Source organism: Streptomyces sp. H39-S7, assembly GCF_027158205.1.
Taxonomy (GTDB): Bacteria; Actinomycetota; Actinomycetes; order Streptomycetales; family Streptomycetaceae; genus Actinacidiphila.
Window position 1 is genome coordinate 50,226 of the sequence record NZ_JAPVLU010000015.1, and the last position, 25,854, is coordinate 76,079.

Annotated in this window: 25 protein-coding genes; 11 read left to right on the forward strand and 14 right to left on the reverse strand. The window is 71.9% G+C overall.

All coding sequences use genetic code 11. The features are described 5' to 3' along the window. Nucleotides 1-798, forward strand: a 798-nt coding sequence (gene ypfJ / locus O3X23_RS16495; protein ID WP_269272136.1) for a KPN_02809 family neutral zinc metallopeptidase, incomplete at its 5' end; no start/stop codon positions are given. An 80-nt stretch (nt 799-878) separates the two neighbouring features. On the opposite strand, the gene O3X23_RS16500 is transcribed toward ypfJ, so the two are convergent. Beyond that, nucleotides 879-1,397 carry a GNAT family N-acetyltransferase gene (locus O3X23_RS16500; protein ID WP_269272137.1) on the reverse strand — a complete coding sequence of 173 codons (519 nt, stop codon included), beginning with the start codon at nt 1,395-1,397 and terminating at the stop codon, nt 879-881. A 66-nt stretch (nt 1,398-1,463) separates the two neighbouring features. Next, the gene (locus O3X23_RS16505) at nt 1,464-1,901 is read right to left on the reverse strand and encodes a MarR family winged helix-turn-helix transcriptional regulator (RefSeq protein ID WP_269272138.1); all 438 of its coding nucleotides are present in this window, start codon (nt 1,899-1,901) and stop codon (nt 1,464-1,466) included. Nucleotides 1,902-2,019: 118 nt separating this feature from the next. Here O3X23_RS16505 and O3X23_RS16510 point away from each other — a divergent pair, with 118 nt between their 5' ends. The 3 genes from O3X23_RS16510 to O3X23_RS16520 all read left to right on the forward strand — a co-directional run bounded on the left by O3X23_RS16510 (nt 2,020) and on the right by O3X23_RS16520 (nt 3,712). Further along, nucleotides 2,020-2,907 (forward strand): alpha/beta fold hydrolase, encoded by an 888-nt coding sequence (locus O3X23_RS16510; RefSeq protein WP_269272139.1) that lies wholly within the window; start codon nt 2,020-2,022, stop codon nt 2,905-2,907. 43 nt (nt 2,908-2,950) lie between these two features. Further along, nucleotides 2,951-3,307: a DoxX family protein gene (locus O3X23_RS16515; RefSeq protein WP_269272140.1), complete on the forward strand. Its 357-nt coding sequence runs from the start codon at nt 2,951-2,953 to the stop codon at nt 3,305-3,307. Nucleotides 3,308-3,517: 210 nt separating this feature from the next. Then, nucleotides 3,518-3,712, forward strand: a complete 195-nt coding sequence (locus tag O3X23_RS16520; protein ID WP_269272141.1) for a DUF1918 domain-containing protein — start codon at nt 3,518-3,520, stop codon at nt 3,710-3,712. Between the two features lie 108 nt (nt 3,713-3,820). Here the strand turns inward: O3X23_RS16520 and O3X23_RS16525 are convergent, their stop codons facing one another. The 3 genes from O3X23_RS16525 to O3X23_RS16535 form a co-directional block, all read right to left on the reverse strand. Next, nucleotides 3,821-4,687, reverse strand: coding sequence for a carbohydrate-binding protein (locus O3X23_RS16525; RefSeq protein ID WP_269272142.1), 867 nt, complete (start codon nt 4,685-4,687; stop codon nt 3,821-3,823). 89 nt (nt 4,688-4,776) lie between these two features. After that, nucleotides 4,777-5,697, reverse strand: a complete 921-nt coding sequence (locus O3X23_RS16530; protein ID WP_269272143.1) for a helix-turn-helix transcriptional regulator — start codon at nt 5,695-5,697, stop codon at nt 4,777-4,779. Between the two features lie 55 nt (nt 5,698-5,752). Then, nucleotides 5,753-6,343 (reverse strand): PRC-barrel domain-containing protein, encoded by a 591-nt coding sequence (locus tag O3X23_RS16535; protein ID WP_269272144.1) that lies wholly within the window; start codon nt 6,341-6,343, stop codon nt 5,753-5,755. Nucleotides 6,344-6,648: 305 nt separating this feature from the next. On the opposite strand from O3X23_RS16535, the gene O3X23_RS16540 reads away from it, so the two are divergent. Continuing rightward, entirely contained in the window at nt 6,649-6,981 is a 333-nt protein-coding gene (locus O3X23_RS16540) for an SCO0607 family lipoprotein (protein WP_443047866.1), read from the forward strand. 56 nt (nt 6,982-7,037) lie between these two features. Here O3X23_RS16540 and O3X23_RS16545 read toward each other — a convergent pair whose 3' ends face one another. From O3X23_RS16545 to O3X23_RS16560, 4 genes are all read right to left on the reverse strand, one after another. Continuing rightward, entirely contained in the window at nt 7,038-9,986 is a 2,949-nt protein-coding gene (locus O3X23_RS16545; RefSeq protein ID WP_269272145.1) for a hypothetical protein, read from the reverse strand. Further along, nucleotides 9,986-11,839 carry an HSP90 family protein gene (locus O3X23_RS16550; RefSeq protein ID WP_269272146.1) on the reverse strand — a complete coding sequence of 618 codons (1,854 nt, stop codon included), beginning with the start codon at nt 11,837-11,839 and terminating at the stop codon, nt 9,986-9,988. The genes O3X23_RS16545 and O3X23_RS16550 overlap by 1 nt, the downstream gene beginning before the upstream one ends. 124 nt (nt 11,840-11,963) lie before the next feature. Further along, complete coding sequence (locus O3X23_RS16555) at nt 11,964-12,998, reverse strand: hypothetical protein (protein ID WP_269272147.1); 1,035 nt, start codon at nt 12,996-12,998, stop codon at nt 11,964-11,966. Nucleotides 12,999-13,155: 157 nt separating this feature from the next. Next, nucleotides 13,156-13,473, reverse strand: coding sequence for an ArsR/SmtB family transcription factor (locus tag O3X23_RS16560; protein WP_269272148.1), 318 nt, complete (start codon nt 13,471-13,473; stop codon nt 13,156-13,158). 104 nt (nt 13,474-13,577) lie between these two features. On the opposite strand from O3X23_RS16560, the gene O3X23_RS16565 reads away from it, so the two are divergent. Further along, nucleotides 13,578-14,576, forward strand: a complete 999-nt coding sequence (locus O3X23_RS16565) for a zinc-dependent alcohol dehydrogenase family protein (protein WP_269272149.1) — start codon at nt 13,578-13,580, stop codon at nt 14,574-14,576. On the opposite strand, the gene O3X23_RS16570 is transcribed toward O3X23_RS16565, so the two are convergent. Then, nucleotides 14,560-15,537, reverse strand: coding sequence for a LysR family transcriptional regulator (locus O3X23_RS16570; RefSeq protein ID WP_269272150.1), 978 nt, complete (start codon nt 15,535-15,537; stop codon nt 14,560-14,562). The two genes, O3X23_RS16565 and O3X23_RS16570, sit on opposite strands and share 17 nt — an antisense overlap. Nucleotides 15,538-15,607: 70 nt before the next feature. Here O3X23_RS16570 and O3X23_RS16575 point away from each other — a divergent pair, with 70 nt between their 5' ends. Next, nucleotides 15,608-16,522, forward strand: a complete 915-nt coding sequence (locus O3X23_RS16575; RefSeq protein WP_269272151.1) for a cyclase family protein — start codon at nt 15,608-15,610, stop codon at nt 16,520-16,522. Nucleotides 16,523-16,571: 49 nt separating this feature from the next. Here the strand turns inward: O3X23_RS16575 and O3X23_RS16580 are convergent, their stop codons facing one another. After that, the gene (locus tag O3X23_RS16580) at nt 16,572-17,462 is read right to left on the reverse strand and encodes an NAD(P)-dependent oxidoreductase (RefSeq protein WP_269272152.1); all 891 of its coding nucleotides are present in this window, start codon (nt 17,460-17,462) and stop codon (nt 16,572-16,574) included. 76 nt (nt 17,463-17,538) lie between these two features. Here O3X23_RS16580 and O3X23_RS16585 point away from each other — a divergent pair, with 76 nt between their 5' ends. Further along, complete coding sequence (locus O3X23_RS16585) at nt 17,539-17,910, forward strand: winged helix-turn-helix transcriptional regulator (protein ID WP_269272153.1); 372 nt, start codon at nt 17,539-17,541, stop codon at nt 17,908-17,910. A 166-nt stretch (nt 17,911-18,076) separates the two neighbouring features. Further along, nucleotides 18,077-18,637 (forward strand): EF-hand domain-containing protein, encoded by a 561-nt coding sequence (locus tag O3X23_RS16590; protein WP_269272154.1) that lies wholly within the window; start codon nt 18,077-18,079, stop codon nt 18,635-18,637. A gap of 125 nt (nt 18,638-18,762) precedes the next feature. On the opposite strand, the gene O3X23_RS16595 is transcribed toward O3X23_RS16590, so the two are convergent. From O3X23_RS16595 to O3X23_RS16605, 3 genes are read right to left on the reverse strand one after another with little or no spacing between them, the layout of a single operon-like run. Next, nucleotides 18,763-19,182, reverse strand: coding sequence for a RidA family protein (locus O3X23_RS16595; protein ID WP_269272155.1), 420 nt, complete (start codon nt 19,180-19,182; stop codon nt 18,763-18,765). Between the two features lie 60 nt (nt 19,183-19,242). Further along, nucleotides 19,243-19,842 (reverse strand): NAD(P)H oxidoreductase, encoded by a 600-nt coding sequence (locus O3X23_RS16600; RefSeq protein ID WP_269272156.1) that lies wholly within the window; start codon nt 19,840-19,842, stop codon nt 19,243-19,245. Nucleotides 19,843-19,847: 5 nt separating this feature from the next. Then, nucleotides 19,848-20,915 (reverse strand): NADP-dependent oxidoreductase, encoded by a 1,068-nt coding sequence (locus O3X23_RS16605; protein WP_269272157.1) that lies wholly within the window; start codon nt 20,913-20,915, stop codon nt 19,848-19,850. A 177-nt stretch (nt 20,916-21,092) separates the two neighbouring features. On the opposite strand from O3X23_RS16605, the gene O3X23_RS16610 reads away from it, so the two are divergent. Further along, nucleotides 21,093-24,428, forward strand: coding sequence for an AfsR/SARP family transcriptional regulator (locus O3X23_RS16610; RefSeq protein ID WP_269272158.1), 3,336 nt, complete (start codon nt 21,093-21,095; stop codon nt 24,426-24,428). A 210-nt stretch (nt 24,429-24,638) separates the two neighbouring features. Next, nucleotides 24,639-25,793 carry a serine hydrolase domain-containing protein gene (locus O3X23_RS16615; RefSeq protein ID WP_269272261.1) on the forward strand — a complete coding sequence of 385 codons (1,155 nt, stop codon included), beginning with the start codon at nt 24,639-24,641 and terminating at the stop codon, nt 25,791-25,793. Nucleotides 25,794-25,854: the final 61 nt, after the last annotated feature.

A 25,854-nucleotide genomic window follows, 5' to 3' on the forward strand; every position in this document is an offset into this window, starting at 1 on the left:
GGCCTCATCACCCTGCTGGTGGCGCTCTTCTTCGGGATCGGCCCCGGTCAGCTGGGAATCGGCGGTGACGCCGACCCCGGCACCGGCGCCGGGTCCACGGACTCCGACCAGGTGAGCGAGGAGTGCCGGACCGGCCGGCAGGCCAACACGCGTGAGGACTGCCGCATCGTCGCCGTCATCAACAGCGTGCAGACGTACTGGAAGCAGGAGTTGCCGGCCCGCGGCACCGCGTACGCGCCGGCGCGTACCGTCCTGTTCACCGGCCGCTACTCCTCCGCGTGCGGACCCGCGACCTCGGAAGTGGGTCCGTTCTACTGTCCCGGTGACCAGAAGGTCTACCTGGACCTGGGGTTCTTCGACGAACTCAGGACCAAGTTCGGGGCGTCGGGCGGACCGTTCGCCCAGGCCTATGTGGTGGCGCACGAGTACGGTCACCACGTTCAGGACCTCCTGGGTACGACCCGGGATGTCGGCAACGACCGGCAGGGCGCCGACAGCGCCTCGGTCAAACTCGAGCTGCAGGCCGACTGCTACGCCGGGGTGTGGGCCTACCAGGCGACCCGGACACCGCAGCCGTCCACCGGCCGTCCGCTGCTGACGAAGGTGACCACCGCCGACATCAACGACGGACTGGACGCCGCGGCGGCCGTCGGCGATGACCGGATCCAGGCGGAGTTCCAGGGCAAGGTCACTCCGGAGACGTGGACGCACGGCTCGTCGAGTCAGCGCAAGCAGTGGTTCACCGTCGGATACACCTCCGGCGACCCCTCCCGCTGTTCCACCTTCGCCACCCGGTGACCGGGCCCGCCCGGGCCGGCGGTGACCGCAGGGAGCGTCGGCGCGGGCTTCGCGGCCCGCACCGCGGCTCCCGGCGTCCGTCACGCGCCGCGGACAGCCGGTGTCGCGTCGGACCAGGCGATCTCGAAGTATCTGACGCGATCGTCCGCTCCGACCGGCCTCATGCCGGCTGCCGCCATGACGTGCTGGGACGCGATGTTGTCGTGGTCGGCGTCGCCCCTCACTCTGGCGACGCCGTGTGCCCGTGCCAGCGACAGCAGTCCGCGGAGGGCTTCGGACGCGTATCCCTTGCCCCGCACTGACGGGATGAGGCCGTAGCCGATCGTGACGCTGCCGTTCGCGTCCGCGGGTCCGTGGAAGTCCACCCCGCCGATCGCCCGACCGTCCTCGCGGCGACGGACCTCGTAGGTGCCGAACGGGTTCGGGTCGCCGGTGCTCGCGCAGGTGCCCAGGAATCGGCGGGCGGCCGATACGTCCCCGGCGGCCGGGTATCCGGGGGCCCATCGGGCACCGTTGTCCTGCTCGCCCGCCACCAGTCGTTCAGCCTCGCCGACGGTCATCGGATGGAGCACGAGCCGCGCTGTCACAAGATCTCCCATGACAGGGAGGAGTATCACGCGCAGCGGCCGGTTCGCACGGGGAATATCCGGCCGGCCGGCGTCCGGCTACCCGCGGATCTCCGGTGGGGCCACCGCTTCCGCGACACCGTGCAGGAAGCGGTCGATGGTGGCGACCTCGTGGGTGTCGAACTCCTCGGCCACGCCCAGGACGTTCTCGATCAACGGACCGAAGAACGCTTCCCCGAGGGTGACCGCGGAATCGGTCACCTCGATCAGCACGCGGCGTCGGTCCTTGCCGTCGCGGGTCCGCCGCACATGCCCGAGCCGCTCCAGCCGGTCGACCAGAGCCGTCGTCCCGGCCGAGTTGAGGCCCAGTTGCGCGCCGAGCCGTCCCGGCGTCGTCGGAGTGCCGGCTCGGGCGGAATCGAGCAGGGAGATCAGCGCGCGCAGGTCCGTGGGGTGCAGGCCGTGGCGTTCGGCGAACCCGCCGCCGGTCCGGTGGAGCGCGACGGTGATCTCGCGCAGCAGATGCACCGTCCGCATTCGCGGATCTTCCTCGCGCATGCCACCCGGCCTTCCCTCGATTGGGGTCGGGTGCATACTATCTCGCCAAGCAACTATCTCGCTGAACGAGAGATATGGGCGGGGGGAGCGACGACTCATGGCCACCGACCCGACGCGCGACGACACCGCGCGGTTCCACGCCGCTTACCAGGCGGTTCTCGCCACCTGGGGAGTGCCGGTCGAGTCCCTCGAGCTCCGTTCGCCGTACGGTGCCACCCGCGTGAACGCCTGCGGGCCGCCGGACGGCGAACCGCTGGTCCTCCTCCACGGAGGCGGGGCGACGGCCGCGAGTTGGTACGCGAACGCGGCCGGCCTGAGCCGCACCCGACGTCTGTACGCCGTCGACCGGATCGGCGAGGCCGGCCTGAGCGAGCGCGGCGGGCGGACCATTCGCACCCCGGCGGATCTGTTCGACTGGCTCGACGGAACCCTTGACGGCCTGGGCGTGGAGGACGTTGACCTCTGCGGACACTCCTACGGGGCCTGGGTCGCGCTCAGCTACGCCCTCCGTTCCCCGGAACGGGTGCGCCGCTTGGTCCTGCTCGACCCGACCCACTGCTTCGCCGGGCTGAAGCCCGGCTACCTGCTGCACGCGCTCCCGCTCCTCGCGCGCCCCACGGCGCGGCGCGCCCGCGCCTTCCTCGCCTGGGAGACCGGCGGCGCCACGTTCGACGACGCGTGGCTGCGCCTGTACGGCCGGGCCGCCGAACTCCCGCGCGGCCGCATCGTCACCGGAAGGCGCCCCCAGGGCGCCGGTCTCCGAGCGCTCCAGGTGCCGGCCCTGGCCCTGTTCGCCGAGAACAGCCGCACCCACGACAGTCGCCGGGCGGCCGCCGCAGCCCGCAGGACACTCCGCGACGCCACGGTGGACGTCGTCCCCGGGCTCTCCCACCACGGCGTCCCGATGGTCGAGGCGGAGGAACTGAACGGCCGGATCCTGAGGTTCCTCGCCTCGGCCGCGGGTCCGGACCGGTTCCGCCGGTGAGCCGGGCACTCCCTGAAGCTGTTCTTGTCGACAAGGAGATTTCATGTTCGTCGCTTACGTCACGATCACCGTGGTCGCGTCGCTCTTCAACGCCATCGCCGCTGTCACCTACCTGATCGGCCACGACTATCCCAAGACCCAGGCGGACATGAAGGGCGTGCCCCGGTCGTGGGTGCCACGGCTGGGCATGTGTCTGGCGGCCGGCTCGTTGGGGCTGCTGGCCGGGTTCGTGGTCCCGCTGGTGGGGAACCTCGCCGCCGCCGGCCTCGTGCTGTACTTCGTCGGCGCGATCACTGCCCACTTGCGGGTGCGCTCGCGGAACATCGTCGGAGGGATCGTCTTCCTGTTGACGGCGGTGGCCGCCCTGGTGGCCAACCTGAACCAGCGCGGGCTGTGGTGACGCGGCAGATCAGCATGTGGGATGCGCGGCATCGGGCCGGACGGGCTGTTGTTCCTGGTCGGCCGTCCGGCGGGCGGCGGGTGGATCCCGAGGTGATCGGTGCCGAGGGTGACATCGCCGTCACTGTCTGCTTGGCTGGGGTCTCGACACCGTCCCAGGAGCTGCACGAGGCTCTGGGCTCCTGGTCCCGTCTGCAGAGGAGCCGGCGAGATGCGCGCAAGTGTGGGTGACCGTCTGTTGGTTCACGGCCGCACGGTCGGTCGGCACGACCGGCGAGCGGAGGTCATCGAGGTGCTGGGCCCGGATGGAACCCCGCCCTTCAGGGTGCGGTTCGAGGACGGCCACGAAGCGCTCATGTCGCCCGGCCCCGACACCGTCGTGCGGCACCTCACGGAAGAGGCCTGAGGGAGCGTGCCGACGCGCGGGGCGTCGGCGTCCGACCGTTTCCCGGGCCGATGACGGACGTCCGCCGCGAACCGCAATCCCGGCCCGCGGCGGACGGACGTTCTCCGGTCAGAGGCGCTGCCACAGGGCGGGCACGTTGGGCGGTTCCCAGCCGGTCATCGAGGTGTGGGCCTGGACGCAGCGGTAGGTCGCTCCTCCGTAGGTGACCTGCCGGCCCGCCTGGTAGACGGTGCCCGGTGCCCAGGCTCCCTCTCCGCCGGGCGGCGGGGTGGTCGGTGGCGGAGTGGTCGGCGACGGGGTGGGGGTGCCCGTGACGTTCAGGACGAAGTCGAAGGTGGCCTGCTCGCCGGAGCCGACCTGCCGCACGGTCATCTGGAGCCGGGCGTCGTAGTACGCGTCGGTGCTGTTGCGGGGCTCGTTGGGGAAGTACAGCTGCGTGGTGAGGATGGGTCGGCCGGGCGCCTGGACCTTGACGTGGAGGTGCCGGGTGCGTCCCGGGTACAGGCCCGGCACGATGGTCGTCAGGCCGAACGCGCCCTGGGCGGTGCTGAACTGGTGGCCGCGCAGGGTGAAGCCGTTCATGTCGTAGCCGCCGTTGTCGTCGGCCTGCCAGAAGTCCAGCAGCGCCCCGGAGACCGGCCGGCAGTCCCGGCCGAAGACGTAGCCGCTGACCGTGAGCGGTGTCCCGGGCAGGCCGGCGCCGACGAGGTTCGTCCGCAGGGGCGAGTTGGGCTTGAAGTAAGGCCCCTCGATGTTGGGGATCGTGGTGGCGTCCCCGTCGTGGCAGGCGGGAGTCACGGACAGCGGGCGGCCCGGGGCCGTGGCGGCGCGGTCCCGGGCCAGGGCCACTCCGCCGCCGGTCAGCAGGGGAACGGCGCCTGCCAGCAGGGCGGCCTTGATCAGGTTCTTGCGGCTGATGCCCCGGTGTTCCTCGGAGGCTGGGGAACCGCTGGACTCGTCGTGGGGGGTGGGCACAGGACTCTCCTTGCATCATGGCGTGGACATGACATATCGGCCGAAAGGAAACGGCACGTCAGCCGCCCTCTCCGGGCACGACTGTGAATCTACGCAGGTGACTGTGGGGCGGCGAGGGACCGTCCTGCCGGTTCGTGGTGCTTTTCGCCGACCGCCCGGCGGAAGTCGCCGGGCGACACTCCTGTCTCCCGGCGGAAGAACCGGGAGAAGTACGCCGGGTCGACGAAGCCGACCTCGGCGGAGACCTGGCGGATTGTCAGGCTGGTGCTCGCGATGAGCCGTTTCGCCTCCAGGATCTGGCGCGCCCTGATCAACTGCCCGGGGGTCCGCCCGGTCCCGCGTTTGACCGCGTCGTGCATGTAACTCGTCGAGACGCGCAGCTCGCGGGCGCACTCCTCGACCGAGTGCAGCCGCGGGCCCGGCTGCGCGATCAACAGCCGGAAACGATCGACCAGTTCACCGGCCCGCCCGCCCGCGCCGGCCTCCTCCTCGCGCGCGGCCGGATCGGGCATCCGTAACGCCCGCAGCAACAGGATGTGCAGATACGAGGAGATGATGCCGATGTGGCCCCGGTCGGCCTGCCGGTACTCGCGGTCCAGTTCCACCAGCAGCGTCTGCAGGCGCGCCGCCTCCTCCCGGTCGGGTCGCAACCGCGGCCGGGCGCTGAGCCGGCGGATGACCTCCGCGTCCCCGGGATACGGCAGGAGGAAGTCCTCGTTGAACAGCAGCACCCATCCGGCGATGTCCTCGCCGTTCTGCCAGTAGTGGACCTGCCCGGGCACCATCGCGTACAGGTACGGCGGATCGAGATCCTGCCGCACGAGATCCACCACGTGCGCGCCGCGGCCGTGCGTCACCAGGGCGACCTCGTAGAAGGTGTGCCGGTGTGGAAAGTCGGCCTTGGCCAGCGGACCGATGGTGTCGAACGATCCGATCGCGAAAGGGAGCACGCCCACCTGTGCCACCTGCAGCCTGTGCAGTTCCAGCGCCTCGCCCGCGGTGTCGACCATGGTGGCAGTGTGCCGCCCCGCCCGCGGACCCGGCCAGGGTGCGATCCGCGGGGGCTCAGCGATGCCGGCCCGGCTTGCCCTGGTCGTCGTTGTCTCCCACGGTCTCCTTGCGGACCACGGGCTGCTCGGCCTGCGGCGTCACCTCGGTCTCGCCCTCGGCGGCGACGACGAACTTGCGCAGCCGGGCGCGGCCGGGCTCGTGCTCCTCGGTGCCGACGTGCTGCTGTTCCTCGGAGCGCACCATCGCCGCGTCCTGCTCCCGGCCGGACAGCGGGGCGGTCGGGCGGTTGCCGCCCACGCCGGGCGCGCCGCTGACGCCGGTGCCGTCGCTCAGCCCGTAGTGCGCGAAGAGTTCCTGCTCCTGGGCCACGTCCAGGTGCTGGCCGGCGTCCAGCCGGGGCGCGTCCTTGACGGTGGCCTTGTCGTGCGCGATGTGGAGGGCGTCACCATCACTGCGGGCGCCGGCCAGTGGTACGAAGGACTCCTTCGCGCCGAACATGCCGGTCTTGAGGGTCACCCAGTCCGGACGGCCGGTCCGGTCGTCGACATAGACTTCCTGCACGTGGCCGATCTTCTCCCCGCCGGCGTCGTAGACGGTCAGACCCTTGAGCTCATTCGAGTCCCGGAAAACGCCGTCGGCTGCCATGAAAGATCACTCCTCGGCACACGCCTGCGAGGTACTTCCCCCCGCACCAGTGGACGCGCCCTGCTCCCATCCCGCCCTGCTGCCAACGGCCCGGCAACCTGGGCATGCGGGAACGGGTAGCCCGGCCGATGCGAAACAGCAGGTCAGGGGCGGTATCAGAGGGGGTGGGGGCGAAGGGATGGGTACGCTGTTCAGGTGAGCGGTGCCGGAGGGCAACCAGGGTGAGTACGCGTACTCATGATGGCCCGCACCTCTTGGTGCAGGCTGGCCGTACCCACTCGTCCAAGGAGGAGTCACCTGTGCGCATGGCATACCGAGTCCACACCTCGCCGCCCGCGGTCGCCCGGCGCCCCGCGCGGTCCGTCCTGGGGGCGCTGGCGGTGGCCTGCCTCACCGTGGCGATGCTGACCGGCTGTTCGACCGAGGACGCGATCTGCGGGGGCGGGGAGTACCCGGTCCTGGCGGTGGGCACCACCGGTCGCGCCTGTGCGCCCAACGGCCAGGAGCCGCCCAAGGGGTACGTCCGTTTCCCGCAGGGCAAGGTTCCCGAGCATGTCGGTGACACGTGGGACACCTACTGGAACACCCACACCGTCGACGCGAGCGGAAAGATCACTGAGGTCTCGGGCGCGGGATGACTCCGGTCCCACCCGGCAGGGGTGGGACCGGACGGGGGCCCGGGGCGTGCGGGTGCTCAGGCGTTCTGCTGGCTCAGGAGTCCCTGGCGCAGTGAGGCGAGCGCCGAGGCGGCTTGCGGGAGGTCCGCCTCGGTGCACCGGGCGATCGCGAGGGACAGCCGGGCCGCGGCGGCGTCGACGGCGCCCAGCGCGTTGCCCTCGATCAGCGCGGCCACCCGGACGGCTTCGGCGCGTGGTTCCTCCGCGGGGCGGCCGCCGGCCTCGTACGCGGTGATCGCCCGTTCCATCTCCGCGAGGGCTTCCGCGTAGCGTGCGGCCGTGGCGTAGGCGCGGGCCCGCTGGTAGCGGATGGTGCCGGCCTGGTACCAGGCGACCAGGTCCTCTGCGTCATCGGCCGCCTGCTCGCAGACCAGGTCGGCCTCGGCGAGATGACCGAGCGCGGCGTCGAGCCCCTCCGCGTCCCGCGCGGCCATGGTCAGACGGGCGAACTCGCACATCATGCCCGCGACGCGCCCGGGGCGGGGAGCTGTCGCGTGCGAGGCCAGCGCACGGGCGTACGCCGCTCGTGCGGGGTCCCACAGGTCGGCTTCGGCCAGCGCGACGGCGGCTTCGCACGCGACCATCGTGTGCGTGTCCTGGTCGGGCCAGTCGGCCAGGGAGTCGGCGAGACGGAGGAACTCCTCCGCGGCGGCGCGCTTTTCGTCCAAGGCGCTCAGGCCGCGTGCCAGGTTGAGCCGGAGCTGGGCGCGGAGGCGTTCGTCCAGGGCGTCGGCCTCGCTGTTGAGCACCGATTCGAGGACCGCGACGGCGTCCGCCTGCCGGTTCGCGTCCGCGAGCAGCGAGGCGAGTTCCAGTCTGACCTGTGCCGCGTTCTCCACCTCGGCTTCGCGGTCGAGGCGGTCGGCGGCTTCGGACAGGTGCCGGATGGCGCCCTGGAGGTCCCCCGAGTGCGCGCAGGCGTGACCGAGCAGCGCATAGGTGGAGCTGACGGGAAAGGAGCGGTCGCCCCACTGGGCGGCGGAGGCCAGCGCACGGTGCAGCAGCGGCACCGCCTGGTCGGGGTGTCCGCTCTGGAGCGTGATCTGGCCCAGCAGTCCCAGCAGCCGGGTCGCCCGCCAGGGCTGCAACGACTTCTCGGCCAGTTGCAGTGCGGCGTTCACCTCGTCCGCGGCGGTGTCGAGGTCGTCGGTGCGGGCCGCGACGTCAGCGGCGAACTGGTGGGCTGTCGCGAGCCGGTGGGCACGGTCGAGCCGGGTCGCCTCGGCGCGGAACTCCGCGAGCGCCGCGTCGAACGCCCGCCGGGTGGCGTCGGAGATGTCGGGCAGTTCATTGATCAGTGCGGTGTGCGCGATCGTCACGCGGCTCTGCAGCACGACCAGGTACTTGTCCGCCAGTTCGTCCGCGGCGCGGCTCGGGGTACCGGCCGGCGACCCGGTCGTGTCGGCCGTCAGTTCCCGGGTACGCAGCAGCGCCGCGTCCAGTTCCTCGCCGACCGACGAGCCGTCCACCTCGGGGTCCTTGTGCGCGGCGGTGGCCAGTCCGGTGGCCGCGCGGGCCCGGGCGGCCGCGGCGTGGGCCGGCAGGCCGGCCTTCTCGTAGGTAGCGGCGGCTTCGAGCATCACCTGCCGCCCCAGCTGCCACTTCTCGTCCGTGAAGGCCGCGAAGCCGGCGTGCTCCGCGAGTTCGGCCCGCAGGTGCTCCTCCGGGCCGAGTTCGGCCGGGTGGAGATGGCCTTCGGCGGCGACGACCTCGGCGACCCGCTGCCACAGGGTGTCGTCGTCCGGGCGGCCGACCTGGGTCAGCTCACGGGCCCGCGTCACCAGGGCGGTGAAATCCTCCGGTATCCGCTCGGCGGAGGCCAGGACGGGCGGGGCTGCCGGGGCCCCCTGCCCGCCGGGCAGGGTGGCGCGGATGCCCAGGACGAGGGGCTCGGCCACCAGGGGCCGCTGCGCCAGACGGGTACGGCGGCCCTCGCTGACGGCGGTGGTGCCGTTGCGGGTGTCGAAGGCGGCGGCGATGCTCCCGGCGTCCGAGCGGACGCGCTCCAGGAGCGTGGTCGCGGTCCAGTTGCTTCCGGGCGGCCCGGCGACGGCCAGGTCGTCGTGGCCGTCCGCGACCAGTCCCGCCAGCAGCAGTTCGACAGCGGTGAGGAACGCCAGACGTGCCAGTGGAGCGCCGCCGTCCTCGAACAGCACCCGGTTCTCCGCGAGGATCTCCAGGCCGCGGCCCTCGTTGCGGGACAGCGCGCAGAATTCCACGTGCAGACCCACCTCCTCCGCCATCCCCGTCCGGCCGCGGGCGTAGCGGTACCCGACGAGGTGGTGCGAGCGGGCCTCGTCCGTGCGGCCCAGCCGCAGCAGGGGGAGCAGGCTGAAGGCCTGGCTGCCGTAGGGCTCCTCGGTGCAGGTGAGGGCTCCGGACAGGACCGGCTGCCAGGCCGTCAGGGCCCGTCCGTCCTCTCCGGTCCGCACCAGGTGGCAGGCCCGCCGGCGGACCTCGCAGGCCTCGCAGTCACTGAGTGCGGAGCGCGGCCGGGTCACCCACAGGTCGAAGGAGGACAGCACGTCGACACCGGTGTGGGCCGCGAGCTGGTAGCGCAGCGCGTAGACGGGATGCGGGCCGTGGCCGGCCGCTCGGTAGCGGTCGCGGGCCTCGTCGATCCACCGTCGGATCGCCGCGAGGGGAACGTCCGGCACCTGGATCAGCGAGTTGGCCACCCACTTGAAGCGCCACAGGATCTGGTCGGCCTCCCATTCGCTGAACGCGTCGGGGTCGCTCTCGCGCACCTTGAGGATGCGGGCGAAGACCACGGGCGTCTTGCGGTGCTCGCCGGAGTACGAGTACGCCTCCATCAGTTCCAGCAGCGCGGTGACCAGACTGCCCTTGTCCTCGAACTGCTCGGCCGCCTCGACGAGTTCCTCGGCGACCACGGTGCGCGGCCGGCCGTAGGGCCTTTCGTTGTTCTCACGCAGTGCCTCGAAGACGGCCTCTGGGGTGTCCAGCATTACGACTCCTCCGGGAGGTCGGATGTCATCGGGTCGTGCATGGCATGGGCGAGCAGGTTGATGAAGGCCCGGTTGAGCAGGGCGCTCTCGGTCGAGCGCAGCGGGCGGCGGGTCAGCAGGAGGGCCTGGCCGTACAGCGCTTCGACCGCCGTCACCGCCAGCCCGCGCTCGGTGATGGTGGCGGCGCGCCGCACCAGCGGGTTGAGGTGGTTGAGCACCAGTTGGGCGCGGGGCGCCTCCGAGCGGAGCGAGCCGAGGATGTCGGCCCACAGGCCGTCGGCCTGGCCGGCGAGTTCCGTGCGGCTGCGTTCGTGCCGGGCCTCGCGGTTGTCGAGGAGCAGCGCGGGCGCGTTGACGGGGTGGAAGCTGCGCAGCACGACGTCGCAGTCGAACTGCCCGATGACCTCGCGGGCGACGTGCAGGAACCAGGTCGCGGCGAGTTCGGCCGCGGGGTCGACGGCGTCGAGGTGGGCGGTGACGGCGCTCGGGTCGAGGTCGACGACCGAGACGCCGGGCCGGATCTCGGGCAGGCGGTGCACCAGGTCGCGGTCGTAGGTGTAGCCGCCGTTGATGACGCCGAGTCCGGCGGCACTGGCGATGGGGGCGACCTGCCGGAACTCCTCGACGGTCTGAGCCACCAGGATCACCGGGTGGGCCCGGGCGAACTCGTCGAGGGTGATGTTGCCGTCGGTGGTCTCGAAAGGAAGCCACGGCAGGAGCAGGCGCAGCAGTTCGTCGTCGTATCGGGCCAGTGCTTTGACGGCCAGGTGGTGGGTGCTGATGAAGCGGTGCAGCAGCGCCGGGTCGCTGGCCGACAGGCCGGTGAGCCAGTCGCGGATCCGGGCGCCCAGAGCGTCGCGGATCGCGGCGAGCGTCTCGTCCTCGTACAGCGCCTCGCGGGACGCGGTCGGGCGCAGGCTGTCGGCGTCCACGACGCAGCGGACGAAGAACGCCCACTCCGGCAGTAGTTCCTGGGCCTGGTCCGAGACGAGCATGCCCTTGAGGTGAACGCGGTGGCCGGCCTGCCGGGACGGGTGCACGGCGGTCGGCAGGACGTAGGCGACGCCGCGCAGCCCCGCCACGGGCAGGTCGAGTTCGATGGTGTCCAGCGGCGTGAAGTCGAAGGTCTGCCGGCAGTGCTCGGCAAGCGCCTCCCGGCGGGCCAGCGGGGAGGGGTGCGGGCGGTCCCACGGGGCGGGGGTGTCGTTGACCCGCGTCGCCTCGCCGCGGCCGTCGATGACGGTGACCTCGTGCTTGAGCAGGCTGCCGTAGTGCCGGGCGAGGGCGACGACGCGGTCGGGGCGGGTCCACTCCCGCGCGTCGGCGCGGGGCACCAGGCGCACCCGCGTACCGGGCTCGGGCATCTCCCGCGCCGGAAGCGTGCGGATGGTGTAGCGGCCGTCGGAGGTGCCGCGCCATTCGACCACGGGTGCGTGGGGGTCGGCGGCCGATCGGGTCACGACCGTGATCTCGTCGGCCACCACGAAGCAGGCCAGCAGTCCGATACCGAACTGGCCGATGAAGTCGCTGCGCGCCGAAGCCAGTTCCATGCCGTCGATACCGCCGTCGGCCCCGCGCTTGGAGCTGCGGCCGATGGTCGCCAGGAAGGTGTGGACATCGGCCTCCGACAGGCCGACGCCGGTGTCGGTGACTGTCAGGTCCTCGCCCGCGTGCACGGTGATGCGGGCGGGCGCGCCGGGCGCCAGCGCCTGCCGGGCGGTGATCGCGTCGACCGCGTTCTGCAGGAGTTCCCGCAGGTAGACCCGGGGGCTGGAGTAGAGGTGGTGGGACAGCAGGTCGACCAGACCGCGCAGGTCGACTTGTAAGGTATGGGAGGTCTGGGCTTCGGACACCGGGGATGGCCTTCTCGTTCGGCACAGGGAGAGGTGAACCCGGAGACGGACCTGGAGTGGTCTCCGGGGGAGGGCGCGTGGGCGCGGGAAGGACGGCGTGGGCGCGTCGCTTCGGGCCGAGGGCTCAGGCTCCGACGCGCCTGCGCCAGACGCGGAAGTTGAGCGCCGGATTCCCGAGGTACATCCAGGGGAACTGGGTGACGGTGCCGCCCACGGACCGGAACATCTCGGCGGCGGCGGCCTTCTCGCCCGCCAGCGCGAAGGCCATCGCGAACGTGTTGAACCCGCGGGCCCATTCGCGCGGCCGGGTGTAGTCGCGGTGGCGCACCGATCGGTCGGCCGCCTCGTGCAGTTGCTCGATCACCCCGTGGCTGCGCAGGCGGTCGACGGTGCTGTCGTCCCGGCTGTCCAGCCAGTCCTCCAGGTGCGCGGCGGCGACGAGTTCACCCAGCGGGCTGCCTTCCGGCGCCGCCAGCATGGAGTCGCGGGCGAAGGCGTGCAGTTGCTCGCGGGACCCGCTCCATTTGGGGCACAGCTGCTGCAACCGCTGCTGGTGGCTGCCCAGGTGGCCCGGGTAGCGCCGGGTGGCCGCCTCGAAGCGCAGGGCGGAGATCTCGGGCCCGACCTCCAGGCCCCGCCCGGCCATCAGCAGGAAGTGCCAGGGCGCGACCCACTCGGGCTCGCGCTCGGCCACCTCGTACAGCAGCTCTTCCGCGACCCTCAGCCGCTCGTGGAAGAGTTGGAACTGCTCGCGGGACACGTGTACGGCCCGCATGGCGCTCCGGGCCTCCCAGGCCCAGATGACGTGCCGCGCGCCGGAGACGAGCCGGGGCAGCGGGGCGTCGGGCTCGGCCGCGACGACCGCGGGTATCCACTTCTCGATCCCGGCGACCTCGGACACGTTCGCCAGCAGCCACGTCAGGTCCTGGCCGTCGGTGACGGCGGACAACTGCTCGCTCATCGCGGGCCAGTCCGCGGCCTTGGCCGCCGCGCGCAGGGCCCGCAGGCCGGCGTCCCCGAAAGCCGGGTCGAGGCGTGCCCACGGGCGGATCCACCGCTCGGCGGTGAACGCGCCCGGGCGTCCCGGCTTGAAAGTGCCCGGACCCTCCGCGTTGTCGTCCGGCGCCCCCGCGGCGGAACGCTGGCGGATCAGTGCCATGCTGCAGCCCTCTTTCACTGTGTGAGCAGGGCCGTACCAGCACCGCCCCCCGGTGGAAGGAATATCATGACGCGTCCCGAACGTTTGTGCCGGTCGATTTTGGCGCCGTCCCACGACTTGGCGGCCGTGCCGGCCGTGTCCGAGGTGGTGCGCCGCGTCAACGCCCGTGCGGGCGGGGTGCGGTGAGGGCGTCGAGCAGTCCGGGGAACGCCTCGTTCATCTCGGTGCGGCGCAGGGTGTTCATCCGCGAGGTCCCGACGTAGTGCTGGCGGATCAGGCCCGCCTCGCGCAGCACCTTGAAGTGGTGGGTGGCGGTGGACTTGCTGACCTCGAGGTCGAAGGCGCCGCAGGCGATGTCCTGCCCGGCGGTGTCGAGTTGGGTGACGATACTGCGGCGCACGGGATCGACGAGGGCCTCCAGCACCTGTTGGAGGTCGACGTCCGCGACATCGGGGTGGGTCGGCGTGCGTTCCATGGTTCCCATAGTACGACCTTCATCAAAGTTTGACTGCCATCGTACTTCTGTGCCACGGTGAACCGCGTTGCGAACCGGGTTTCCCGCGAACGAAGGACGGTGCCATGGCAAGGACTGTGCGGTTCCACGAGATCGGCGGACCCGAGGTGTTGCGGCTGGAGGAGCTGGAGGTCGGCGAGCCCGGACCGGGCGAGGCGCGCGTCCGGGTGGATGCGATCGGCCTGAACAGGGCGGAGGCCCTTTTCAGGAGCGGCCGGTACATCCAGCAGGCCAAGTCCCTGCCTGCCCGGCTCGGCAACGAGGCGGCCGGAGTGGTCGAGGCGGTCGGCCCGGGGGTCGCCGGATTCCACGTGGGTCAGGCCGTCAGCGTCGTCCCGAGCTTCTCGTACAACGACTACGGCGTGTACGCCGAGCGGGCGCTCGTGCCGGCCGACGCGCTCCTGCCCCGCCCGGACGCGGTGGACGCGGTCACCGGATCCGCGGTGTGGATGCCCTACCTCACCGCCTACGGCGCGATGGTCGAGGTGGGAGGGATGCGGGCCGGCGACGTCGGGGTGGTGACCGCCGCCTCGAGCAGCGTCGGCCTGGCCGCCCTCCAGACCGCGAACCGGGTGGGCGCCACGCCGATCGCCGTCACCCGCACCCGCGGCAAGCGGCAGCGGCTGCTGGAGGAGGGGGCGGCCGAGGTGATCGTCTCGGACGAGGAGGACGTGGCGGGCCGCCTGCTGGAGATCACCGGTGGCCGGGGCGCGGAGTTCGTCTTCGACGCCGTCGCGGGCCCGGGCGTGGTCGACCTGGCGCGCGCGGTCGCCCCCGGCGGAACGGTGTTCCTGTGGGGCGCGCAGAGTGGGCAGCCCACGCCCTACCCCGGCTTCGACCTGGGCATGCCCGCACTGAACCTGCGCACCTTCACCATGCTGGAGATCACCAGGGACCCCCGGCGGATGCGTCGCGCCGCGGCCTTCGTCACCTCGGGCCTGCGCACCGGGTTCCTGCGACCGGTGGTGGATCGCCTCTTCCCGTTGGAGGACATCGTCCAGGCGCACCGGCACATGGAGTCCAACACTCAGTTCGGCAAGATCGTGGTCACGGTGGCCCACTGACCTCGGCCGCGTCCCGGCCGCGGGAGGACTCCGCGGCGGAGGTTCCGTCGTGCGGTGCCGGGATCAGTCCGGCCTGTTCCGCGGACACCCTCAATGCCCCGACGACGGCAGAGGTGAGGGGCTCGGGGCCCGAGCGGCGGAACAGCGCGCTGATCCTGCGGTGGCCGACGCCCGATACGGCCGGCACCGCGACGACCGCCGACGCCGCCCGGCCGAGGGCCAACGTGGGCACGACGGCCGCTCCGGCGCCCGCTGCCACCATGGCCAGGACGGTGGGGAACTCGCGGCAGACGTGGTCGCGGCGGGCGGTGAAACCGTGGTCGGCGCAGATCCGCAGCAGCGCGCGACCGCACGCGGTGTCCTCGGGGCAGGCGATCCAGGGCCGGTCGGCCAGGTCCCGGACCGAGGCCGGCCGCGGCCAGCCCACGGGCGTCACCACCCGGTACTCGTCGTCGGCCACCGGTGCGGAGGCCAGATCATGCCCGTCGGACGATGCGGCGTTCCCACCGTCGTGCTCGGTGACGACCAGGTCGCAACCGCCGGTGCGCAGTTCGCGGAGGGCCGAGGGGCCCTCCAGCTCGACCACCCGCGGTTGCAGCTCCGGATGCGCCTCCTGGAGCGAGCGCAGCGCCGGGGCCAGCAGGTGGCAGACCGCCGTGGAGAACGCCGCGATCGTGACCGGGCCCACCACACGGCCGCTCAGTTCCGTGAGCTCGCGTCGCGCCTCGGCCAGCTCCTGTTCGATGCGTTCGGCGCGCGCGGCGAGCAGCCGACCGGCGGGTGTGAGGCCCACCCTGCGCCGTGAGCGGTCGACCAGCGGCAGACCCACCTCCCGCTCCAACTGGACCAGTTGCTGGGAGACGGCGGAGGGCGACAGATGGAGCAGCCGGGCCGCGTCCATGACACCGCCGCGGAGAGCGACCGCGCGCAGGACGCGAAGTCGCCTGGGGTCGAGTTCCATCAGCGGAACTGTAGTGGTACTTCAGAAAATCGCGATTGAAATACAGCAGGTCTTCACTGATCATCGGAGCATGGACACCACCGAGGAATGGCGCGTGCAGTTCGACGCCGACATCGTCTTTGCCAACGGCGGCGCCCTGCAGACCCAGGATTTCCGGCTGGACGTGCCGGGGCCGGACATCAGCGACCAGGAGGTCGGGGAGCTGCTCGTGCGCCACCTCGGGCTGCTCATGGTCGGCGAGGTGCGCGTCAGCGGGCGCCGGCTGCTGCGCGAACCCCACAAGGGCTCGCGCGGTACGGAGGGAGCCGCCGCCTCCAAGGGGCGGACGGTGGACCTGAGCCATCCGATCCGGCAGGGCATGGTGACTCTTCCGGGGGTGCCCGGGCCCGAGATCAGCGAGCACCTGTCCCGGGAGGCCTCGCGCAGCGTCTATACGCCGGGCACCGAGTTCTCCATCGGGCACATCTCGATGGTGGCCAACACCGGTACCTACGTCGACGCCCCCTTCCACCGCTTCGGCGACGGGGACGACCTCGCCGCGCTGCCACTGGAGCGGCTGACCGACCTGGACGGCGTGGTGGTCCGGGTGACGGGCACCGAGGGGCCCGCGGTCGACCGGGCGCTCCTGCTGCCGCACGACGTGGCCGGAAAGGCCGTCCTGATCCACACCGGCTGGGACCGGCACTGGGGCACCGAGCAGTACGGTGACGGTCACCCCTACCTGACCGCCGAGGCGGCGGCCTGGCTCGCCGGCCAGCAGCCGGCTCTCGTCGGGATCGACTCGCTCAACATCGACAGCACGACCGACGGAACCCGGCCCGCGCACACCCAGCTGCTCGCCGCCGGTATCCCGGTGGTCGAGCACCTGCGCGGGCTGGAGCAACTGCCGCCCCACGGATTCCGCTTCACCGCCGCACCTCCGGCGGTCGAGGGCCTGGGCACCTTCCCGGTACGGGCCTACGCGCTCGTGCACGAGAGCCGGTAGCCCTGCGCCGCTGTTCCCGGCGGTGCTGCTCCGGGCGGCCGGCGGACCGTCACTCGCCTCCGAGCAGGCCCACGGCGCCCGCCAGGCCCTCGTCACCGTGGCCCTGGGCCACCCGGAGCCGCATCAACTCCATATAGGGCGTGAGGAGCCGCGGATCGACGGACTGGTCGCGCGCCGTGGCCAGGAGCGTGTCGTTGGCCGCCGCCATCATGGCGAGGTTGGAGGTGACGCCCTCGGTGTAGCCGCCGCTTTCCAGTTGGGCGGCCATGCCGTGGGCGGCGCCGGACATGGCGCCGAGCCACTCCGCGAGCAGCGTGGCGAATCGGGCCCGGTCGAGGTCCTTCTCGGGGCCCACCAGGGCGAAGGCGTGCGTGATGCCCGCGAACATGCCGGTCATCGCGCTGAGCAGCGCGATGTCGTGCAGTGCCGCGTGGCCGGGGTCCTCGCCGACGAACTCCGCACCGGCGGGGACCGCCAGCGCCTCGCGGTGGCGTTCGAACAGTGCGTGGTCGCCGCTGTAGAAGATGTAGCCGCCGGTCTCCGGCCGGCCGATCATCGGAGGGATCGCCATGATCCCGCCGTCCAGGAATCGAGCCCCGCGGTCCTCGGCCCAGCGGGCGCGCTGCTGGGCCTGGGCGGGGGTGCTCGTGGTCAGGTTGATCACGTCCTTGCCGTGCAGGTCGATGCCGTCCAGAGCCTCGCCCACGGAGGCGTCGTCCAGTAGGCAGAGGACGATGGGACCGGTTGCCGCAGCCACCGCCTCGGCCGGGCCGGCCACTGTCCGGGCGCCCTGTCCCGCCAGCGGTTCGGCCTTCTCCGGGGTGCGGTTCCAGACGGTCAGCGGGTGTCCGGCGGCCAGCCAGGCGCGGGCGAGCGCGGTGCCCATGTCGCCGAGACCGAGGAGCGTGACGGGGTTCTTGGAAGTGCTGTGAATGTCCATGCCGATCAGGCTCGTGCACACCCAGACCATGATCAAGTACGTACTCTTTTGTGGGTGGTTACCTTAAAGTGAGGGGATGACCAAGCGGGACGCTTACGTGTGTGGCATCGACGCGGCCATCGACGTGGTCGGTGGCAAGTGGAAGGTGCTCATCCTGTGGGCGTTGGAGGGCGGGCCCTGCCGGTTCGGTGAGTTGCGGCGAGGCATCCCCGGCGTGACGGAGAAGGTTCTCACCTCGCACCTGCGGGAGTTGGAGGGCGATCGCATCGTCTTCCGGGAGGAAGCCTTCGAGGGGGCGGTGCGCCGCGTCACCTACGCCCTGACCCCGCTGGGCGTCTCCCTGAGCGAGGCCCTGGGCCCCCTGGGTGCCTGGGGCAGGGAAAACCTCCTCGGTGAGGGTGCCCAGGCCCGCCACGCGGGCCGCGACGCACTCGGCCTGCGCCCCTGAACGCGGCTTCCGCTCCGCACGGTGCGCCCACGGGGGAACCGCTGCACCGTGGATCAAATGTCCGAATCGTGGAAAGCCACTCGGCGCAGGCGAACTCACCTATGGTTTCTGGTTGATCGCCTTGTGTGACGGCGTTCTGGCGGTTCGGCGTGAGAGGGGGCTGTTCATGGCCAGCGTGTTCCAGCGGGACAAGATCAAGGGAATGTTCGCGGCTTTCGACGCGGACGGGGACGGTTACCTGCGGAGGGATGACTTCGAGGCGCTCGCGGCCCGTTGGGGCCGGCTGCCGGGAGTGGAGCCGGGAACGGAACTCCGCGCCCGGGTGGAGGAAGTGGTCATGGGCTGGTGGGAAGGCCTGCGGGCGGTCGGGGACGCCAACAACGACGGCGGGGTCGACATCGACGAGCTCTTCGCGCTCGTGGATCTGCTGCCCTCCATGCGCGAGGCCGTCACGGCGACCGCCGACACGCTCTTCGACGCCGTCGACGGGGACGGGGACGGCCGGATCTCCCGCAGCGAACACCGTCGGCTCATCGAGACCTGGCACGGGCAGAGCATCGACACCGACGAGGTCTTCGACCTCCTCGACCTCGACGGGGACGGCCACCTCAGCCGCCCGGAGTTCGCCGTTCTCTGGTCCCAGTTCTGGATCAGTGACGACCCCGCCGACCCGGGCAACCTCGTCTGCGGCCGCATTCCCCAGCAGGGTCACGCGACGACGGACTAGCGTGCGCGCCCGGCCTTCCCGCGGTCGGGCACCGGACCCCGTCAGATCGGGGTCCGGTGCCCTTGGCCTGCTCCCGGCCCGTCGCGCGGTGCGGCGGCGGGCGTTGGTCCCGTCCGCGACTCGGTTCAGGCTTCGGGTGTCCCGAGCGGGCGGGCCGCGACCGCGTCGATCTCGAAGAGCATGCCGGGGAGCGCGAGGGCGGCGACTCCGACGAGTGTCTGGGCGGGCAGGCGGTCGGACCAGGCGCTGTGCAGCGCCGTGCCGAGGATCTCCAGCTTCTCCTGGTCGTGGTCGACGATGTAGGAGCCGAGCCGTACGACGTGCTCGAAGCCGAGGCCCACGCCGGCGAGCGCGGTGCGCAGATTGGCGAGGGAGCGCTCGACCTGGGCGGCGAAGTCGCCGGCAACCACTTGTCCGGTGGTGTCGGAGGCGTACTGGCCGCCGATGAACACCAACTCGCCGGGTGCGGAGGCGGCATGGCTGTACCCGAACGGGGTGGGGTCGTGCAGGCCCGCAGGGTTGGTGAGGGTGCGGTTGTCGCTCATGGTGTGGCTCCTTCGAAATGATGTGGGACCTGTGCGGGTGGTTCGGTCGTACGGGACGGATCAGTGAGCAGGCGCGACAGGGACGGACACGCCGAGGAAAGTGGTGAGTGCCGCGTCGGCCGCCGTGAGCGCGAGCGGTCCGGCGCTCAGGGAGTCGTGGACGAACTCCACCGTGGCGTCCTTGATACCGCAGAACTCGGATATCCCGACGCGGAGTTGGCGGTCGATGACCGTGTCCCAGCCGAGCTCGGTGAAGTGCTCGCGGGGGTAGCTGGACAATCCGAGCCAGAGCATCCTCTTGCCGCCCAGGCGGGGGCGGCTGCGGCCGTACGCGAAACCGTAGTTCCACACGCGGTCGATCCACCCCTTGGCGATCGCAGGGAGGGCGAACCACCAGATCGGGAAGACGACGATGATGACGTCGGCTGCGTCGATCCGGTCCATGTGGGCGCGGACCTCGGGGGAGTAGGGCTTGTCGCGGTCCGCCCAGTCCGGCTCGTCCTCGGGGCCGTTGCGCGGATCGAATCCCTCCGCGTGCAGGTCCAGCAGATCGACGGTGTATCCGGCGGACATGAGACGGTCGCGGGTGCGGTGGGCGATCTGCGCGGTGAGGGAGTTACCGCGCGGGTGGGCGAGGACCAGCAGAGCGTGCTGTGTCATGGCCGTCAGCCGTCCAGCCGGACGAGCATCTTGCCGGTGTTGGCGCCGCGCATCATGCCGAGGAATGCGGCCGGGGCCTGCTCGATGCCCTCGTAGACGGTCTGCTCGGTGCGCAGGGTTCCGTCGGCCAGCCATCCCGCGGCGCGCCCGATCCATTCGGGGAAGAGGTCGAAGTAGCTGCTGACGAGCATGCCGCGCAGCGTCAGCTCCTTGGCCGCGGCCTGGAACAGGTTGTCGGGGCCGGCGGCCGGCACGGTGGCGTTGTACTGGCTGATGGCCCCGACCAGGGCGATCCGGCCGCCGGTTCGCATCGCGGCGACGGCCGCCCGCAGGTGGTCGCCGCCGACGCTGTCGAGGTAGACGTCGATTCCCTCCGGCGCGGCCTGGGCGAGTTGGTCCTCCAGCGAGCCGGCGCGGTAGTCGATGGCGGCGTCGTACCCGAAGTCCGTCACCAGTTTCTCCGCCTTCCGCGGACCGCCGGCGGAGCCGATCACCTTCGACGCGCCGAGTTTGCGGGCCAGCTGTCCGGCGACACTCCCGACGGCCCCCGCCGCGGCCGAGATGAACACCACATCACCCTCGCGCACCGGCGCGACCCGGGTCAGCGCCGCGTACGCGGTCAGGCCCGTGGTGCCCAGCGCACCCAGGTACGCGTCCGCCGGGGCGATGGTGGTGTCGATGACGGTCGCCGCGGCGGCATCGAGAACAGCGTGTTCGCGCCAGCCCAGGAAATGCGAGACGGTCGCGCCGACCGGTACGAGGTCGGACCGTGACGCGGTCACGACGCCGACGGCGCTGCCCTCCAGCGCGGCGCCGAGCGGGAACGGGGGGATGTAGGAGGGCAGGTCGTCCATCCGGCCCCGCATGTAGGGGTCCACCGACATCCAGGTGTTGCGGACGGCGATCTGCCCCTCGGCCGGCTGGGGCACATCGGCGCGGACCAGTTCGAAGGTGTCCGTGGTGGGCTCCCCGGAGGGGCGCGCCGCGAGCCGGATCTCTCCGGAGGTGATGCTCACCGTGTCGGCTGTGGTCGCGGTGGCCCCGGTGGTGGTGGGGTTCGTCCGGTGGGACATGGTGGGCTTCCTCTTTCGTTCGGTGGCGCCTTGCTGCTGGTGGAAATGACTTTGCCGGAGGCCGCGCACGATCGGCTGACGGTCCGCGCACGAGCTCCCACGGCCCCCGCACGCTCCCCGCACAGTCCGTGAAACCTCCCCGTACGGCCCGCACGCGGGGGGCGTTAACGTGGCGCCATGCGCTTCGAAGTGTTGGGTCCGCTGCAGGTCCGTACCGATGAGGGGGCCCTGGTCGCCGTCCGCGAGCCCAAGGTCCGTGCCTTGTTGGCCGATCTCCTCGCCCACCACGGCCGACCGCTCTCGACGGACCGTCTGGTCGACGACCTGTGGGGCGAGGCGGCGCCGGGGAGTCCGACCAACACCCTGCAGACCAAGGTCTCGCAGCTGCGGCGCGCCCTGGAGCTGGCCGAGCCCGGCGGCCGGGAGTCGGTCGTCCACCGGCCGGCCGGCTATCTGTTGCAGGTGCCGGCCGACGCGCTGGATGCCGGTCGGTTCGCCGCACTGACGGGGCAGGCCCGCCGGACCGGTGATCCGCACCGCCGGGTGCCACTGCTGACGCAGGCTCTGGCGCTCTGGCGGGGACCGGCGTTCACGGAGTTCCGCGACCACTCCTTCGCACGGACGGCCGCCACCGGGCTGGACGAGCAGCGGTTGACGGCCCTGGAGGAACTGGTCGGGATACGCCTGGAACTGGGCGAGCACCGGTCACTGGCGGACGAGGTGGGCGATCTCGTCAGGTCGCACCCGTTGCGGGACACGCTGCGGGCGGTGCACATGCGGGCCCTGTACCGCTCGGGCCGGCAGGCGGAGGCGCTGGAGAGCTACCGCGACCTCGCGGAGCGCCTGGCCGAGGAACTGGGGCTCGACCCCGGTCCCGAACTGGTCGCCCTGCACCGGGCGATCCTTCGGCAGGATCCGGATCTGGCGCCCGACCCGGCCGCTGCTCCCGCCGTCCGCGCGCCGGTGGTGCCCGACCCGGCACTCGACCCCGCCGTCCGCGCGCCTGTCGCGCACCGCCCGGACGTCGCTGCCGCCGCGCCCCGCACGAACCTGCCGGCCCGGCTGACCGACCTGATCGGACGACACGAGGACGTCGTCCAGGTGCGCGCGCTGCTGGCGTCGGGTCGTCTGGTGACCCTCACCGGCCCCGGGGGAGTCGGCAAGACCCGGCTCGCTCTGGAGGCGGCCGAGACGGCGGGCGACGCCTTTCCCGACGGCGTCTGGCTGATCGAACTCGCCGCTGAGATCGCACGGACCGGTGAGAGCGCCGATGTGGCCTCGGCCATCGCCGACGCGCTGGGCATCCGCGACCACTCCGCCGGTGACCTGCCGTCCTCGCGGACCGAGGACCGGCTCGCCCACGCGATCGGCGCCCGACGTCTCCTGCTCGTCCTGGACAACTGCGAGCACGTGGTCCAGCCGGTTGCGGACCTGGCCGAGGTGCTGCTGCGGCACGCTCCGGGGCTTCGCATCCTGGCCACCAGCCGTGAGCCGCTGGCGATCTCCGGCGAGGCGCTGCACGCGGTCGAGCCGCTGCGGGAGTCGGACGCCGTGCGGTTGTTCGCGGCACGGGCCGCGGCCGCCGCCCCGGGCTTCGCCCTGGGGCCCGCCAACGCCGACGCGGTGGCACTGGTCTGCGAGCGCCTCGACGGGATTCCCCTGGCGCTGGAGCTCGCGGCGGCGCGGGTGCGGGCCCTGGGCGTCCATGAGCTGGCCGAGCGCCTGCGGGACCGCTTCCGTGTGCTCAATGCGGGGCGTCGGGACGCACCCGCCCGCCACCGGACCCTGCGTGCGGTGATCGACTGGAGCTGGGGGCTGCTGACGGACGCCGAGCGCGCCGTCCTGCGCCGGCTGGCGATCTTCGCGGGCGGATGCACCCTGGCAGCCGCCGAGGAGGTCTGCGCGACACCGGACGTACCCGCCGACGCCGTCCTGGACGTCGTGACCCGGCTGGTCGACCGGTCCCTGGTCACCGTGGTGAACGGCGACGACGGCCCCCGGTACCGGCTGTTGGAGTCGATCGCCGCCTACAGCCTGGAACGGCTCGACGAGGTCGATGAGTCCCGGCCCGCCCGTCGACGGCACCGGGCTCACTACACCGAGCTGGCCGAGCGTGCCGCACCGTGGCTGCACGGTCCCGACCAGCGCCGTTGGCTGCGCCGGCTCGACAGCGACAGTGCCAATCTGCGCAGCGCGCTGGCCGATGCCACCTCCGGCAGGGAACGCGACGGCGGCGCCGACGGGGATGCGGAGCTGGCGGTGCGGCAGGTCAACGCGCTGGCCTGGTACTGGTTTCTGCGCGGCCGGATGGGCGAGGCCCGGCGTTCGTTCGACGCGGCACTGGGCCGCGGCGTTCCCGGCGGCGCCGGCCCCGCCCTCGACGGAGGTCCGGCGGGCCGAAGCAGCGCGCTGGCCAGGCAGGCGGCCTTCGCGCTGCTCGCGGGCGACCACGCGCAGCCACGGCAACCGCTCGACGGGGCGTACGACGCGGCCGATGCCCGGGCGCGGTGGTTCCTGGCCCATGCCGGCTGCGGCTTCACCGGCCCGTCCGACGAGACCCGGACGGCGCGACTGCTCGACGAGTTCCACGCCGCGGACGACGCCTGGGGGACCGCCGCCACGCACAGCACCCGCGCCACCGAAGCCCTCTACCGGGGCGACCTGGCCGCCCTGGAACGGCATGCCATCGACAGCGCCGCCCGTTTCGCCGAACTCGGCGACCGATGGGGCCAATTGCAGTCCGGTGAACAACTGGGCATTCTGGCCGAGATCGCCGGTGACTACGACGAGGCCACTCGTCTGCACCGCGACGGCGTGCGCATCGCGGAGGAACTGCAGCTCTGGACGGATGTGTCGTTCCGGTTGTCCAGGCTGGGCAGGGTCGCACTGCTCACCGGCGAGTACGGGTCCGCCGCGGAACTCCACGAACGGGCCCGGCGGTTGGCCGCCGAGCAGTCCCACCGGCCCGCTGAGCAGTTCGCCGAGACCGGGCTCGCTCTCGGTGCCCGCAGGCAGGGAGACCTCGACGCCGCCGAGAAGCATCTGCGCCCCTGGCTGGAGTGGAACCGCCGGGTGGGGGTGGATTCCGGAATGGCCCTGATCCTCGCCGAGCTCGGTTTCGTCGCCGAGCAGCGCGGCGACGCCGAGCAGGCGCACCTCCTGCACCTGGACGGTATGGCGGCAGCACAGCGGACGGGCGATCTCCGGGCGGTCGCGCTCGCGCTGGAGGGGCTGTCCGGCGCCCAGGCACTGGCCGGCCGGCCGACCCGGGCGGCCCGGCTGCTCGGTACGGCCGCGGCGGTCCGAGAGTCGGTGGGCTCCCCCCTCCCCCCGGCCGAACGCGGCGACGTCGACCGCGTCACCGCTCGCGCGACGAAGGACCTGGGCTCGGACGCGTTCACCACCGCCTTCCGGCAGGGCCGCGACCTGGATCCGGCCGACCACCTGCGGCAGTTGAGCGTGCTCTCGGCGGACGACCGGGTGTCGGAAGGGTTTCAGCCCCTCGGCAGTTGAACACCGGCGGCCCGCAGGCCGGATGCCGCGAACCGTCCAGGCGAACGCGGTCGTTCCGGCCGGATGTGCCCGGGGGGTAGCCCCACCTGGGGTTGTGCGGCTAGCGGGATCGTGGCGGCCGGTCGTGGCCGGACATGCTGGACCGACCACATACCGCTGGTCCCCCAATGATCCCGTAGGAGTCAGTTCGTGCGTGAACAGGCGTGGCAGATGTCGTCCCGTTCTTCCCAGCAGCGTCGGGCCGGTTGGCGCAGAGCCGTTCCGGCCGCGGCCGCGGTCGCCGTGGGCGTGATGGCGATGGGTGCCCTGACGCCGCCCGCGGCCTCCGCCGCCACCCGGCCGGACACCGTCCAGCAGGGCCTGAACGCGCTGGTGAAGGATGACGGCGTACCCGCCGCGCTGGCGAGCGTCACCGACCACGGCCGCCGGAGCCTTACCTACACCGCCGGGGTCGGAGACCTGGCCACCGGCTCGGAAGTGCCCCGTGACGGCCAGGTGCGCGTCGGCAGCAACACCAAGACGTTCACCGCGGTGGTCGTCCTGCAACTGGTCGGCGAGAAAAGGATCGCACTCGACGCACCGGTCGAGACGTACCTTCCGGACGTGGTCCGCGGGGAGGGGATCGACGGGCGACGCATCAAAGTCCGCGAGCTGCTGCAGCAGACCAGTGGCCTTCCCAACTACAGCAACTACCTCGGCGAGGACGTCCAGCACTACGAACCCCGGCAGCTCCTCGACATCGCACTCCAGCACCGAGCCGAGTTCGCTCCCGGAACGCAATGGAAGTACAGCAACACGAACTACGTACTGGCAGGCCTGATGGTCGAGAAGGTCACCGGCAGGACGCTCGCCCAGGAGATCGACCAGCGCATCATCAAAAGGCTCGGGCTGCGCCACACCTACTTCCCCGCCCCCGGTGACGTGACCATACGGGAGCCCCATCCCACGGGCTACTACAGGGATTCGGCCGGCGCGCCTCCGCAGGACGTCACGGAGTTCGACCCCTCCTGGGCCTGGGCGGCAGGTCAGATGATCTCCACCAACTCCGATCTCAACCGGTTCTTCTCGGAGCTCCTGACCGGTGACCTGCTCAAGCCGGCCCAGCGCGTCCAGATGCGTACCGCCACCCTCCCCGCGGACGAGACCTTCGGCCCCGGCGCCCGCTACGGGCTGGGCCTCGTGAGCAAGCCGCTGTCGTGCGGCGGTCTCTACTGGGGCCATGGCGGCAGCTATCCGGGATACGAGACCCGGGGCGGAGCCACCGTCGGCGGCCGTGCCGCGAACGTCGCGGTGAGCGTGCAGCTGTCCGACGAGGCGACCAGAGGGCGTGTCGACCGGGTCGTGGACGCGGCCCTGTGCCGCTGACGCGCGCCTGGTAGGGGCCGGTCCGGGGCCGGCCGGCCGTGGGGGGTGCGGGGGGGGGGGG

Coding starts and splice junctions, on each gene's coding strand:
- O3X23_RS16500 (WP_269272137.1), bottom strand. CDS start 1,397: ATGGGAGATCTTGTGACAGCGCGGCTCGTGCTCCATCCGATGACCGTC.
- O3X23_RS16505 (WP_269272138.1), bottom strand. CDS start 1,901: ATGCGGACGGTGCATCTGCTGCGCGAGATCACCGTCGCGCTCCACCGG.
- O3X23_RS16510 (WP_269272139.1), top strand. CDS start 2,020: ATGGCCACCGACCCGACGCGCGACGACACCGCGCGGTTCCACGCCGCT.
- O3X23_RS16515 (WP_269272140.1), top strand. CDS start 2,951: ATGTTCGTCGCTTACGTCACGATCACCGTGGTCGCGTCGCTCTTCAAC.
- O3X23_RS16520 (WP_269272141.1), top strand. CDS start 3,518: ATGCGCGCAAGTGTGGGTGACCGTCTGTTGGTTCACGGCCGCACGGTC.
- O3X23_RS16530 (WP_269272143.1), bottom strand. CDS start 5,697: ATGGTCGACACCGCGGGCGAGGCGCTGGAACTGCACAGGCTGCAGGTG.
- O3X23_RS16535 (WP_269272144.1), bottom strand. CDS start 6,343: ATGGCAGCCGACGGCGTTTTCCGGGACTCGAATGAGCTCAAGGGTCTG.
- O3X23_RS16540 (WP_443047866.1), top strand. CDS start 6,649: ATGGCATACCGAGTCCACACCTCGCCGCCCGCGGTCGCCCGGCGCCCC.
- O3X23_RS16545 (WP_269272145.1), bottom strand. CDS start 9,986: ATGCTGGACACCCCAGAGGCCGTCTTCGAGGCACTGCGTGAGAACAAC.
- O3X23_RS16555 (WP_269272147.1), bottom strand. CDS start 12,998: ATGGCACTGATCCGCCAGCGTTCCGCCGCGGGGGCGCCGGACGACAAC.
- O3X23_RS16560 (WP_269272148.1), bottom strand. CDS start 13,473: ATGGAACGCACGCCGACCCACCCCGATGTCGCGGACGTCGACCTCCAA.
- O3X23_RS16565 (WP_269272149.1), top strand. CDS start 13,578: ATGGCAAGGACTGTGCGGTTCCACGAGATCGGCGGACCCGAGGTGTTG.
- O3X23_RS16570 (WP_269272150.1), bottom strand. CDS start 15,537: ATGGAACTCGACCCCAGGCGACTTCGCGTCCTGCGCGCGGTCGCTCTC.
- O3X23_RS16575 (WP_269272151.1), top strand. CDS start 15,608: ATGGACACCACCGAGGAATGGCGCGTGCAGTTCGACGCCGACATCGTC.
- O3X23_RS16580 (WP_269272152.1), bottom strand. CDS start 17,462: ATGGACATTCACAGCACTTCCAAGAACCCCGTCACGCTCCTCGGTCTC.
- O3X23_RS16585 (WP_269272153.1), top strand. CDS start 17,539: ATGACCAAGCGGGACGCTTACGTGTGTGGCATCGACGCGGCCATCGAC.
- O3X23_RS16590 (WP_269272154.1), top strand. CDS start 18,077: ATGGCCAGCGTGTTCCAGCGGGACAAGATCAAGGGAATGTTCGCGGCT.
- O3X23_RS16595 (WP_269272155.1), bottom strand. CDS start 19,182: ATGAGCGACAACCGCACCCTCACCAACCCTGCGGGCCTGCACGACCCC.
- O3X23_RS16600 (WP_269272156.1), bottom strand. CDS start 19,842: ATGACACAGCACGCTCTGCTGGTCCTCGCCCACCCGCGCGGTAACTCC.
- O3X23_RS16605 (WP_269272157.1), bottom strand. CDS start 20,915: ATGTCCCACCGGACGAACCCCACCACCACCGGGGCCACCGCGACCACA.
- O3X23_RS16610 (WP_269272158.1), top strand. CDS start 21,093: ATGCGCTTCGAAGTGTTGGGTCCGCTGCAGGTCCGTACCGATGAGGGG.
- O3X23_RS16615 (WP_269272261.1), top strand. CDS start 24,639: ATGTCGTCCCGTTCTTCCCAGCAGCGTCGGGCCGGTTGGCGCAGAGCC.